Genomic DNA, 13,252 nt, shown 5'->3' with positions numbered 1-13,252 from the left:
GCAAATGACTGTTAATCATTGGGTCGCTGGTTCGAGTCCAGCAGGCGGAGCCAAATTTTAGTTTGCAGAATATATTGTGCAAACATTGCAAAAAAGCCGCACTATTGCGGCTTTTTTGCTTTTAGCTCTGGCCAGGGCAGCAACCAGGGCTCATACCACCCCGCCATTGCCGTATCAAAATTCAATGAACAAAAATACTCCCCCTCCCGCGGCGTCACAGTAAAACGGTACTGCTCGCCTTCGAATAAAAAACCCAGGCTAAATGCGTGAAGATAAACGCGATCCACAGACATGCCAATTTGATCGCCACCATAAAGCTCATCACCTAAAATAGGTGCACCAAGGCTTTTTAATGCAACACGAATTTGATGGGTTTTTCCAGTATGCGGTTTTACGATAAACAACCGCAAACCATCGCCAAGGCCTTTATTAAAAAATTGCGTAATTGCAGGATTTTCACTACTGGGTAATAACTTCCAGGCGCCGCGCCTTGCCGGTGCCATATCACCTTTTACCAAGCCTTGTTTCTTGAGCGGTTTTTTTGCGCTAATCGCTAAATAAAATTTTTCCACTTCGCGATTAGCAAATGCCTGCGTTAATGCAAAATTAGCGGCAGCATTTTTTGCCATCACCAATAAACCCGACGTCACTTTATCCAATCGATGCACAGGAAAAAGCTCGGTAAAACCCTCGCGTTGTTTGAGTATTTCAAATATGCCAGGCGCGCCGGATTCACTGTGAAAACTGGTGCCCGGTTTTTTATAAATCACAATAAAATCCGGGTGATTTTCAATAATTTCGTACATAAAAACAGGCCGTGAAAACAGGAAGGCCAGAATATCAGTCATAGATTTTTTCGACTATAAAAAGCCGCTCAATGTGACACAAAAGACTAAACCGCCCCTAGCGGCAAAAATCGACATGGCTATAATCAATTCAGGTGTCCGCCTCGGTTGCCGTAATGACGGGTTCACCCTATGAGTGCTTATGTCAGCGCTCCATGTTTTGATTTGTGCCCAGCTTACCGTTATACGGGAAGCATCAGCGGCCAAGCAAACAAACCAATCACCTGCAACCGGCGGCCACCTTTTTTATTTATAATCTGCACACTATTTTGCTGTGTGCCTGCCATGACAATAGATCCTTCAATTACCGCTGTGCCGGAAAACAACCCACCCGAAAAATCGCCCGCTGAGACCCAGACCTATCGGACCCAACATAAGTTGCGTTCGAGTTATATGCCCTGGCTGTATGAACGGCTTAAACCTTTACATCGTGCCTGGGCCCAGGCATGGCAAGACGAAGTGCAAGCCTATTTCCGGGCGATGGAGACCATCACTATTGGCACTAACTGTTTTATTGCTCCGGAAGCCCGTCTGTTTGCCGAACCCGGCCGCCCGATTGTCATTGGCGATAATTGCTGGATAGCAGCGGATACGGTAATCCATGGCCCGGTGACGCTCGGTAGCGGAGTATCTATTAATCACCATGTAACGTTGGATGGAGGTAGCAAAGGAATAGTTATTGGCAACAATTCTCGCCTGGCAGCTTACAGCTGCGCCTATGCATTCAACCACGGTATGGAATCGGACCGGCTTATCAAAAACCAGCCAGTAACGTCTCGTGGAATTTATATTGGTGACGATGTCTGGGTTGGCGCCCATGCCGGGATCCTTGATGGCGTCAGCATCGGCACCGGTGCAGTAATTGGAATGGGAAGTATTGTTACCAAAACAGTTCCCGTCTATACAAAAATGGCTGGAAACCCTGCTCGCCCTATTGGTGTAAGGCTTGCTACAGGACTTGCTACAAGAGATCCCGATAAAAACATCCCACGCGGATAATCACCCACTAGAATTAGTCGAGACAAAAGACTTCGGATTCAGCCATGGTTTTTTTCCAGCGAAATATCTTTCTTATTGGTGTATTACTGCTTTTAAGTATGCGAGTAATAGCAAAACAACAACTCAATATTCTCGCATGGGAAGGTTATGCCTTAGTGTTGCCGACGGTATTCCGCCGCAGGAAAAGGCGCATTTTTCCTGTAGCACAACACCTTGAAATTCAAAGCCGGTGAAGTATGTATTTCATCAATCAAATTAAATAAAGAGCGAGGCTTATTAGATGGTTACGGTAAACCCGGCATCATCCTCGCTACACCGATTTATTCAGCAGATAGCAAAATATTCGGGCACTGCAGCCAATTAGGAGCAACGGCATTAAAAAGTGCACTGGCACTTAGCGTGATATTTATGTTGCCCTCACTGTTTCTCGCGCAAAAAATATCAACACCCTTGCGCCGAATGGCAACTACTTTTGCCCGTTTAAAACAAGGCGATCCAGTGCTGGAAGTAAATCTGCAACGAAATGATGAGCTGGGTTTACTGGCCCGTAATTTTTCTATAATGGCTAAGAAATTAAATGCTCAATTGATGGAACTTAACAACCAACGCCAATATTTTCACAAGGCTGCACACCATGCTGCATCAACCGGTTTGCCTAAGGGAAACTGACACGGTAGAACATTTGGCGGCGATGAATTCATGATTATTATTCTGCCCGCGATCTGCAGTTGCGGGCATGAGTACTCACCTTATCAGCCGGCAAGTCGCGGATAAAATTTGCTATGCATTAAACCTGGCATTTGTAATTGATGACCTGGAAATACATATTTCCTGTAGTATTGGGATTGCATTATATTCCCAGGATGGCAACGACAAGAACACGTTAATCAAACACGCTGATTCCGCCATCTATATGGCAAAATCCCTCGGCAAAAACTGTGTTAAACACTTTAGTGATATCGATTAGGAAAATTTTCCCATGATAAATTCTCACTGGGCGCTTACCTTGCTTACCTGGCTGGAAGTTGTTTTTATCGCAATACTCGGACTCGCATTATTGGTCGTGGTGATTATGTATGTTACCGATATCACCCAAAATACCCATGCTATACGCAAAAATTATCCGGTGCTGGGGCGTTTCCGCTATTTCTTTGAGCATCTGGGTGAGTTTTTTCGCCAGTATTTTTTTGCGCAAGATCGCGAGGAAATGCCGTTTAATCGCGCTGATCGCTCCTGGGTTTATCGCGCTGCGAAAGATATTGATAATAATCTTGGTTTCGGCTCAACACTCGATTTGAATCAACCGGGAACACTGATTTTCCTGAATTCAGCATTTCCTATCCAGGAACAAGATGCATTAATGCCATCACCGGTTACTGTCGGGCCATTTTGTAAATTCCCTTATACAACCCATTCAATATTTAATATTTCCGGCATGAGCTATGGGGCCATTTCAAAACCCGCAGTACTCGCACTATCGCGCGGTGCCGCTAAAGCAGGTTGCTGGTTAAATACGGGGGAAGGTGGTTTATCGCCCTATCATTTAGATGGCGGATGCGATCTGGTATTTCAAATCGGCACGGCAAAATACGGCGTGCGTGATTTATTGGGAAACCTGAGCGATGAACATTTGCGTAATTTAGCCGCAAAATCACAAATCAAAATGTTTGAAATTAAATTAAGCCAGGGCGCCAAACCCGGTAAAGGTGGCATCCTTCCCGCCGAAAAAGTATCAGCAGAAGTAGCGCAAATTCGCGGCATTACTGAAGGTGAAGCGTCCATCAGCCCTAATGGCCATACGGATATTCGCTCCGCAGTTGATTTATTGAATATGGTAAATCACATCCGCGATGTAACCGGCAAACCCGTTGGCTTTAAAGCAGTTCTGGGCGAAAAACGTTGGCTGATGGAATTGATCAACGAAATCCGCACGCAGGGAATTGAATCTGCACCGGATTTTATTACCCTTGATAGCGCTGATGGTGGCAGCGGCGCTGCGCCGCAACCACTATTGGACCATGTCGGTTTACCGATCAAGGAAAGCTTGCCCTGGCTCACAGGATTGTTGCGTGAAGCAGGATTAAAAGAGCGCATTAAAGTGATTGTTGCCGGAAAATTAATTACGCCGCATATGGTTGCCTGGGCACTGGCATCCGGTGCAGATTTTGTAAATAGCGCGCGTGGTTTTATGTTCGCGTTAGGGTGTATCCAGGCATTGCAGTGCCACAAAAATACGTGCCCTACCGGTATAACCACCCACAACGCAAAATTGCAAAAAGGGCTCGATCCCACCGATAAAGCGGAGCGTGTAGCGGCCTATCAGCGCAACATCACCAAAAGTGTAGCGATGATTGCACATTCCTGTGGTGTTGCAGAACCAAGGCAATTGCGGACAGAACATATTAATATCGTCGGTGCAAATGGCTTTTCTGTTCCATTGGATGAAGTGACCCCACAAGCAATCATTATTTTGCCGCCGCAATCCCATAGTTCATCTATTGATAAACTGGCTGATAAATCCTAAATGCATCCCATGAAAGCAATACTCCTGCTTTGTGTACCCGTGCTACTGGCAAATATGAATATCGCCTGTGCACAAACCGTATTGAATACCGAAGGAAAAAAAACAGCATCGGATATAGCGCCGCCGAAAAGACAAATTGAAGAGCTCGATTGGATCGATAAAAAGCACATGGACGAAGCGGAACAAAAAATTAATGCATTATTTCAAGCCAAACTAGGCACAGGTATTCGCCACGATTTAACTGACCTGAACTCATTACAACGAATTTTTGATAGTAAACTGGTAAAGACCGATGATTATAAAACCCTGCAAGCAATGGGTATTGTTTTAGGAAATGTTATGCAGGCAGATTTTCCCAATGCACTGGAATGGAAGGTCTACAGTGATGACCTCGGGCGCAGCCGTGCATTGTGCGTAAAAAACACTGCCAATTGCTTGTTCCCTGTCACTATGCTGGAACGCCGTGTGGAAGCCGGCATACATCCCGATGTGAAAAAGATTTATTCTGATGCGATATTATCAATGGAAAAGCACCTTCCCCAATTACCCTATGGGGGCGGCATTATGTATAGGCTGCCACGATAATTAATCCCTATTGTCGAAAACAACCTGGCTGGCACGACTAATACCAGGCATTGCAACTCCTGATTGTATCTCCAGGCACCGTTTTACATTTACTGACATTTGCTGGCAGCAAAAATCGTTAACCTGTGATTCCTCCACGGATTAGCATTTAATTAACGGAAGTACTTTATGACTGACTATTCTACCCACCCGGTCCCCTCACGGATTTCATCCGGGGAATTCACGTTACTGGTCGCCCTGATGATGTCGATTGTTGCAATTTCAATTGACGCGTTATTACCGGCATTGGGATTCATCGGTAGAGAAATTACGCTAAGCCACCCCAATCAAATCCAATACGTGATTAGCATGCTTTTTTTAGGCATGGCATTTGGCCAGCTGGTGTGCGGCCCGTTATCAGATGCAACGGGGCGCAAAAAAGTTCTTTATGGCGGAATCACATTATTTTTCTGTGGTAGTGCGATATGTTTTTTTGCAACAACGATTGAAGGTTTATTACTTGGTCGATTTATCCAGGGACTGGGCGTTGCAGGGCCATATATATCGGCCATTTCCATCGTGCGCGACAAATATGCCGGCAATGAAATGGCTCGCATTATGTCGCTAGTGATGATGATTTTTATTATGGTGCCCGCGATTGCACCCAGCCTTGGCCAAGCCGTGCTACTGATTAGTTCATGGCATTATATTTTTGTGCTTTATATTGTCTACGCACTTATTATCGGAGTCTGGATTTTCTTGCGATTGGAGGAAACCCTGCCCAAAGAGTATCGAATCCCCTTTACCCGCACCGGTTTTTTCGAAGGCTTCAAAGAGGTTGTCAGTAATTATTCCACCATGTGTTACACCTTGTGCATGGGATTATTTTTTGGCAGCTTCATGGGCTATTTAAATTCATCACAACAGATTTTTCAGGAGCTATTCAACACTGGAAAAATGTTTACCGTTTATTTCGGTGTGCTCGCGTTATTATTCGGTGCCGCATCAATGGTAAACGCCCGCTTTGTACAAAAATGGGGAATGGAGTTTTTGTGCAGCCGTGCGACTTGGGGGATTATTGGTAGCTCCGGTATCTTCCTCATCCTGCAATTGCTAACTCCACCTAACCTCTGGGCATTTTTACTCTATGCAGCAGTATTGTTCTTTTGCTTTGGACTAGTGTTTGGCAATGTGAATGCAATGGCAATGGAACCTATGGGGCACGTTGCGGGAATTGCCTCGGCGGTAATCGGTGCAAGCTCTTCGATTTTATCGATGGCAATAGGTACTGCCATAGGGCAAATGTATAACAACACACTTATTCCTATGACCTGCGGCTTTTTATTCCTGGCCACCCTCTGTTTGGTTATTTTAAATCTGGCCAAACAACGCAAACTTGCAGAAGCCGATCCTGTCGCCTAAAAAACCATAAAAGTTGCTGGCTTATTGAGCAGCAACTGCGTACTATGCGCGGCGACACCCTTAGGTCAGTGTCGCCCTCCCATGCAGCAAACCCACGTGTTTGCCCTATCTCCGCTCGCCAGACCTTGCCCGCAACGCGGGAGGCCGAGCCACAGGAATTATCTATGTCGTTTGAAAGTCTCGGTCTGCGGGCCGATATTCTGCGTTCTATTGCCGAAGCGGGTTACAACACCCCTACTCCCATTCAATCACAAGCCATCCCCGCTGTTTTGAAAGGCGGTGATATTCTTGCTGGTGCCCAGACCGGTACCGGCAAGACAGCAGGTTTTACCCTTCCTTTATTGGAAAAACTCAGTCAAAAAGCGGTAGATAAAACCGCCAAAGGTCGCCGCCCGGTTCGCGCACTTATCCTGACGCCCACACGTGAACTGGCCGCACAGGTGCACGAGAGCGTGCGCACCTATGGAAAATATCTACCCTTGCGCTCCACTGTAGTATTTGGTGGTGTCAGTATTAATCCGCAAATGATGAACTTGCGCGGCGGCACCGATGTGCTTGTCGCCACACCGGGACGCCTGCTTGACCTGGTAAACCAAAATGCAGTGTCGTTGCGCGAAGTTGAAATATTGGTATTGGATGAAGCGGACCGCATGCTAGATATGGGGTTCATTCACGACATTAAAAAAGTGCTGGCATTACTACCAAAACAACGCCAGAACCTGCTGTTCTCTGCAACCTTTTCCGATGAAATCAAAGCACTGGCTGATAAATTATTGAACCAGCCAACATTGATTGAAGTGGCACGCCGCAATACTGCATCAGAGCGCGTCACCCAACGCGTTCATCCAGTTGATCGTAATCGCAAGCGTGAACTTTTATCGCACCTGATAAAGCAAGGCGATTGGCAACAAGTATTAATTTTTACTCGCACCAAACACGGTGCGAATAAATTAACTGAACAATTATTGGATGACGGCATTAGTGCAGCTGCAATTCACGGCAACAAAAGCCAGGGCGCACGTACAAAAGCACTTGAGGATTTTAAACGCGGTGAAATTCGTGCATTAGTTGCTACCGATATTGCCGCACGAGGCATTGATATCGATCAGCTGCCCTATGTGGTGAATTATGAATTGCCTAACGTACCGGAAGACTATGTGCATCGTATAGGCCGTACAGGTCGAGCTGATGCGGAAGGTATTGCGGTATCACTGGTATGTATCGATGAAGACAAATTTTTGCGCGACATTGAAAAGTTAATCAAACGCACAATCGACAAGCAAATCCTTGCCGGCTTTGAACCTGATCCGAATGCAAAACCGGAACCGATTGTACTGGGTCGTCGTATGACAATAGGCGCCGGCACCGGTAAACCAGGAAAGAGTCGCAGTGGCAAACCGGGATCATCAACTCCTTCCCTTGGGCAAAAACCCAAAAATGGTAACGGCAAAAAAAGCTCAACAGGAAATCAACAACGCACAGCCAAACCCGTTAGTGCTGCAACCCAAACGCATCGCAAGGGAAATTCGAAGCCGCAAAATCGCTCACAATCTGCCAATTAAAATATTGGCAAAAAAAATCCCCCTCAGTTCTGCCAAGGGGGATTTTTTTATTTCTCAATATTGATGGCGAAAATCGGGGGCATTAAACCAGTTGCCCCCGAACTACTATCAGGCTTCCGCCAATTGCTCCAGATCCTCACGATCATGCTGGTGATCTTTAGCAAGCAACATGTACACAGAAGGCAACACAAACAGAGTAAAGAAAGTACCAATCGTCATACCAAGTACCAATACAATACCAATTGAGTTACGCGCTTCTGCACCGGCGCCTGATGCAAAGATCAATGGTGTATGACCTGCAATAGTTGCCACGCTCGTCATCATTACCGGACGTAAACGTAACGCTGATGCTTCACGAATAGCTTCCAGCTTGGCCATGCCCTGCTCTTGCAATTTATTGGCAAACTCCACCACCAGGATTCCGTTACGGGCAATCAATCCCATCAAGGTCACCAATCCCACTTGTGAATAAATATTCAAGGTACTGGTAAAACCATCAGTGAAGAACGGAATCGGCATCGGTATTTTCCAGAACGTAAACAAGAGCGCACCAAACATCGCCAAAGGTACGGAACCAGCTAGAATTACCAATGGATCGCGGAAGCTGTTGTATTGTGCTGCCAACACCAGGAAGATCATTACAATCGCCATAATAAATGCAGGCAGGAACGTATTACCCTCACGCTTCAACTGACGCGACTCACCGGTGTAATCAATAGTGTAGCTTTTGGGCAGGATCTGACGCACTTCCCCTTCCAGGAAAGCCAATGCTTCTCCCAAGGGCACGCCAGGAACACCACTGATTTTTACCGCATTCAATTGCTGCATCCGGTTGATCGTGCGCGGCTCGGTAGAATGCGTGATGCTCGCAACCTGATCCAGGCGAATCAAACCACCATCCGGACCGGTAACATACAAGCTTGCCAGGTCATCTGCATTTAAACGCTCAACACGCTTCACTTGTGGAATCACTTTGTAGCTTTGTCCGGCCATGTTGAAACGATTTACCCAACCGCCGCCAAGCAAAGTACCTACATCATTGGTAACGGTTTGCAGATCCAAACCAAGGTCGGCAACTTTTTCCCTATCGATACTCAACTTGTAGTCCGGCTGATCTACTTTTACATCCAGCGTCTGGAAGTAGAATTTGCCTGACTTCATCATGATGTCCTGCACTTTCAAGGCGTATTCGTAGATCTCTTTGATATCAGCAGTAGAAGCCAGAACAAATTCCACCGGGAATTGCCCACCACCGGGTAATGCCGGGGGAGTAATTGGCAGAATCTTCACGCCGGAAATCTCGGCAAGCTTCTGTTGTACCTCAGGCATGATCTGGAACACATCGCGATCACGATCTTCCCATGGTTTAACCACCATGCCAGAGAATCCGCCAGTCGGCATTGTCAACTGAAAGGTAAAATCAGTTTCAGGTAAGCTCATAAATGCTTCATTGACTTGCTTACCAAAAAAAGAAGATTGATCTACGGTGGAGTTCGACTGGGAATCGACGATCCCGAAAATAACCCCCTGGTCTTCTGTAGGTGCAAGCTCTTTGGGAGACTGCATATACAGAGGGAAACACATCAATGTAATGCCGCCCCAGAAAATATAGACACCCACGCGATTCTGCAGGCTCACTTCTAATTTGCGCTTATACCATTCACGGAAATTTTCAAATGGCTTTTCCAATGGCGCATTCAGGCCCTTATGCGCCTTCAACATACGCGAACCCAGCATCGGTGACAGCGTAATTGCAACTATCGCAGAAATAGTCACTGCCCCCGCGAGAGTAATTGCAAATTCCCTGAACAGGGAACCAATCAAACCACCCTGTAAACCAATCGGGATATACACTGAAGCCAACGTGACTGTCATCGCTAAAATCGGGCCGGCCAGCTCACGAGCAGAAACGATTGCGGCCTGAAATGGTTTCATGCCGTCCTGGATATGGCGCTCGATGTTTTCAACCATCACGATCGCATCATCAACTACCAACCCAACGCAAAGCACGATAGAAAGCAGAGTGAGTAAATTCAGCGAGAATCCACATACCTGCATAATAAAGAGCGCACCCACGAGTGAAAGCGGAATTGCTAACACAGGAATAATCACTGACCGACTAAAACCAAGGAACAGGAAAATTACAATAACGATAATTAACAGAGTTTCAGTGAGGGTTTTAATTACTTCATGAATTGCCGCATCAATATATTCAGTAGAATCGTAGGCAACTGTACCGGACAGGCCTGTGGGCAATTCGGATTTAATTGCGTCCATTTCTTTATTAACAGCCTTCATTACATCCAATGCGTTGGCATTAGGTGCAACCCAAACCCCCATAAATACTGCAGTATCGCCGGAGTAGTTAACGACCGTGTCATAATTTTCTGCGCCAAGGGCAACATCCGCAATATCGCTCAAACGGATAATACCTTCAGCAGAATTACGGATAATTAATTGCTTAAACTCATCCACGCTTTTTAAATCCGTGTCAGCGCGCAAATTAACTTGTGTATAGGAGCCGCGTGTTTGCCCTACCGCTGCCTGTACATTGTTAGCTTGCAATGCCGCACGCACTTGAACAGGTGTTACATTCAATGCAGCCATTCGTTCCGGTTTTAACCAGATACGCATTGCAAATGTCCGCCCGCCCAGAACCTCTGCTTTTTGTACGCCATTAACAGCGGTTAAACGCGGCTGAATTGAACGGGTAAGAAAATCAGTAATCTGGTTTTGCTCAAGAATTTCTGAACTGAAACTCAAATATGCCGCAGCAAATTGTGAATCAGCAGCTTCAATTCGAATTGCCGGGACTTCCGCCTCTGGTGGTAACTCATTACGTACCTGATTCACCTTGGCCGAAATTTCGGTCATGGCTTTGAGTGGATCATAGTTCAAACGCAAATGCGCAGTTACGGTAGACATCCCCATAGCACTTTGGGACTCGATGTAATCAATACCGCCCGCTGATGCAATAGCACGCTCAATGGGTGTTGTAATGAATCCTCGCACCAGTTCCGCATTCGCACCTACATAAACGGTATTGATGATAATCACGGAAATATCACTACGGGGATACTGACGCACCGTCAGATTGCTCCCCGCCTGAATTCCCAGGATCAAAATAAGCAGGCTCACCACTATAGAGAGAACCGGGCGCTTAATAAAAATATCGGTAAATTTCATAAGTTAGGCTCGTTGGCTTTTTGGCTTATGTGTTTAATCGGTTGATTAGAATGTTCGCTGTTTGTATAAAACAGCGAACAATAAAACGAATGGATTAACTATCGGCCGGAGTTGGATCCAATTTGTACTCTGGTACAGGCTTGGTGCTTACCGTCACAGTCTGGCCATTTAATAATTTAAACGCACCAGCACTTGCCACAACGTCACCGGCCTTCAAACCATCAACAATCTCAATGAAATCGCCGCGCGCTTTACCCAAACGCACAAATTGTTGGCGCGCTTTGAAAGTACCTGCTTTTTTATCTTTTTCGATAACAAATACGGTATCTCCAAAGGGGGCGTAGATCACAGCAGTTGAAGGAACAGCAAGGACTTCCTGAGGATCTGACAAGGTTACCTTGGTCTCAACAGCCATACCCGGAATCAGTTGGCTCTTCTCATTATTCAAATACGATTGAACAATGGCATTGCGGGTTGCGGTGCTGATCTCTGCACCAATAGCTGTAATTTGGCCTTTCATGGTTGCATCAGAACCGTCACCCACATTTACTTCCACCGGTAAACCACGATTCATTTGTACCAGCCAAAATTGCGGTACTGGGAAATTTACACGCACGCTGTTTGTCGCTTGCAACGAAACAATAGCACCGCCGACTTGCAAATCTTCACCCAGGTCAATTTGGCGTATACCTAGACGACCATCGAATGGAGCGCGAACCAGCTTTTTCTCCAGGGTAGCCTGCAAATCGCCTACGTCCCCTTCTGCTGATTCCATTTGTTGCACCGCAGTGTCCAACTCACTTTGTGAAACAGTATTGCGCTTACGCAATTCGACCAGGCGTTCATGATTGGATTTTGCCAAACGTAACCTGGCTTCAGCGGCATTTAGTTGAGCTTGTTCATTGCCGGATTCCTGTATCAAAATCACAGTGCCTTTTTTAACTTGCTCGCCGGACTTAAAGTTGATTTGTTTTACCTTACCCGCCACTTCTGCGGTAATCATGATGCCTTCAGAGGCCTCCACGGTTCCCATTGCGGTATAGGTATTAGGCCAATGTTGAACCTCTGCTGTAAATGTACTCACGGTTTCCGATGGCGCGGGGGTATTTTTCCCTGCCTCAATCATAGCCATGACCTGGGTTGCTTTGATTCCGGCAACCACTACAAAAACCCCAAGCAGACTGGCAGCGGCAATAATTGAAGATTTCACCTTAGTCATATATGAAGAACCATTTATGAAAAACTATTGAAAGGATGAGATAACTAAATCGAAGGGCCAGGCATCATTACAGGCGGGAAGGTATGTTTGAACGGTATCCCAACCATAATTCCAGCTCTTATTGAATTGAGTAAGCGCAGGAAAATTGTTGCATAGCCACAAATAAAACCAAAATCAACAAATGTCACAAAGTGTAATAAAGGATTAGCTGATTTGGTTATCAAAAAACCAGCCGACCATCTGGTCGGTTGGTGAATGATATTCCCTTTTCAATGTCAGATCCAAGAAATTGTTAGGCTTAACAACAATTCATGACATTCATCATCGGAATAGCCTGGCCATTATGGACATGGTAATGCCAGGGGCTGTCAGTAGACTGAATCAGGTTCAGGGAGTCAGTATTAAATAATCTACATGCGGCTCTCGAATTCCAAGGCAGCCAATTTCAGGAACACGATCAACGGTATAGTCATCTCCGGTTATTTGTTTCAAAAAATCACACAATTTTGAACACTGTAATTTGGAATCGATAAACGCGTCACCTTCTACAACAACCAGATTGGCATGATCCATCTTTTTAGCCTTTTCACCAGACAACCACTGACTCACAGCAACCACATAAATGCGAACAATCCCATAATGGTATCGCTGAATAGTTTCCTGCTTTGGAACAAACTGTCGATAAGCTGTGCCCGCCGTATAAGCAGATGATGCGCGAAAGCGGCTCCCAACAATTCCAGAGGAAAGTAAATGCCGCTCAATGAGCTGGGTTTTATTAAATCCGACAAAAGATACAGGATGGAAAACCATTGCAGTTTTATACATAAATATCCCTATAAGTAATCCAAATTTTGAGAGGGCTGAGCCTAACAAAAATAAAATACAATGGCTAATAATTGAAATAATTTAGAAGACAAAAGTTTTTATATCT

At 45.7% G+C, this 13,252-nt stretch carries 11 protein-coding genes and 1 tRNA gene (1 of these 12 only partly in view); 8 read left to right on the top strand and 4 right to left on the bottom strand.

Translation table 11 applies throughout. The annotated features are described in order from the left end of the window. Window positions 1-53, top strand: a tRNA-Asn gene (locus tag A596_RS23340) (it extends 107 nt beyond the left edge of the window). Window positions 54-101: 48 nt separating this feature from the next. Here A596_RS23340 and A596_RS07750 read toward each other — a convergent pair. Further along, window positions 102-848 (bottom strand): TIGR01621 family pseudouridine synthase, encoded by a 747-nt coding sequence (locus A596_RS07750; RefSeq protein WP_235425644.1) that lies wholly within the window; start codon window positions 846-848, stop codon window positions 102-104. 282 nt (window positions 849-1,130) lie between these two features. On the opposite strand from A596_RS07750, the gene A596_RS07745 reads away from it, so the two are divergent. The 7 genes from A596_RS07745 to rhlE all read left to right on the top strand — a co-directional run bounded on the left by A596_RS07745 (window position 1,131) and on the right by rhlE (window position 7,916). After that, window positions 1,131-1,844, top strand: a complete 714-nt coding sequence (locus A596_RS07745) for an acyltransferase (RefSeq protein WP_084128136.1) — start codon at window positions 1,131-1,133, stop codon at window positions 1,842-1,844. Between the two features lie 213 nt (window positions 1,845-2,057). After that, entirely contained in the window at window positions 2,058-2,513 is a 456-nt protein-coding gene (locus tag A596_RS07740; protein WP_039913545.1) for a HAMP domain-containing protein, read from the top strand. Between the two features lie 67 nt (window positions 2,514-2,580). Further along, entirely contained in the window at window positions 2,581-2,811 is a 231-nt protein-coding gene (locus tag A596_RS07735) for a diguanylate cyclase domain-containing protein (protein WP_039913544.1), read from the top strand. 12 nt (window positions 2,812-2,823) lie between these two features. Continuing rightward, window positions 2,824-4,368: an FMN-binding glutamate synthase family protein gene (locus tag A596_RS07730; RefSeq protein WP_039913543.1), complete on the top strand. Its 1,545-nt coding sequence runs from the start codon at window positions 2,824-2,826 to the stop codon at window positions 4,366-4,368. A 9-nt stretch (window positions 4,369-4,377) separates the two neighbouring features. Continuing rightward, entirely contained in the window at window positions 4,378-4,953 is a 576-nt protein-coding gene (locus A596_RS07725; RefSeq protein ID WP_235425643.1) for a DUF3806 domain-containing protein, read from the top strand. Window positions 4,954-5,121: 168 nt separating this feature from the next. Beyond that, window positions 5,122-6,354 carry a multidrug effflux MFS transporter gene (locus tag A596_RS07720; RefSeq protein WP_039913541.1) on the top strand — a complete coding sequence of 411 codons (1,233 nt, stop codon included), beginning with the start codon at window positions 5,122-5,124 and terminating at the stop codon, window positions 6,352-6,354. A 164-nt stretch (window positions 6,355-6,518) separates the two neighbouring features. Continuing rightward, on the top strand, window positions 6,519-7,916 hold the full coding sequence (rhlE, locus tag A596_RS07715) for an ATP-dependent RNA helicase RhlE (protein WP_039913540.1): 1,398 nt from the start codon (window positions 6,519-6,521) through the stop codon (window positions 7,914-7,916). A 108-nt stretch (window positions 7,917-8,024) separates the two neighbouring features. Here the strand turns inward: rhlE and A596_RS07710 are convergent, their stop codons facing one another. The 3 genes from A596_RS07710 to A596_RS07700 form a co-directional block, all read right to left on the bottom strand. Beyond that, the gene (locus A596_RS07710) at window positions 8,025-11,102 is read right to left on the bottom strand and encodes an efflux RND transporter permease subunit (RefSeq protein ID WP_039913538.1); all 3,078 of its coding nucleotides are present in this window, start codon (window positions 11,100-11,102) and stop codon (window positions 8,025-8,027) included. 94 nt (window positions 11,103-11,196) lie between these two features. Continuing rightward, window positions 11,197-12,321 (bottom strand): efflux RND transporter periplasmic adaptor subunit, encoded by a 1,125-nt coding sequence (locus A596_RS07705; RefSeq protein ID WP_052417334.1) that lies wholly within the window; start codon window positions 12,319-12,321, stop codon window positions 11,197-11,199. Between the two features lie 387 nt (window positions 12,322-12,708). Further along, window positions 12,709-13,146: a hypothetical protein gene (locus A596_RS07700; RefSeq protein ID WP_039913537.1), complete on the bottom strand. Its 438-nt coding sequence runs from the start codon at window positions 13,144-13,146 to the stop codon at window positions 12,709-12,711. Window positions 13,147-13,252 lie beyond the last annotated feature (106 nt).

It is taken from the genome of Cellvibrio mixtus subsp. mixtus J3-8, from assembly GCF_000766945.1.
In the GTDB taxonomy this organism is placed as follows: domain Bacteria; phylum Pseudomonadota; class Gammaproteobacteria; order Pseudomonadales; family Cellvibrionaceae; genus Cellvibrio; species Cellvibrio mixtus_A.
The sequence above is the reverse complement of the archived record's forward strand: the minus strand, read 5'-3'. Positions and strand labels throughout refer to the sequence as shown.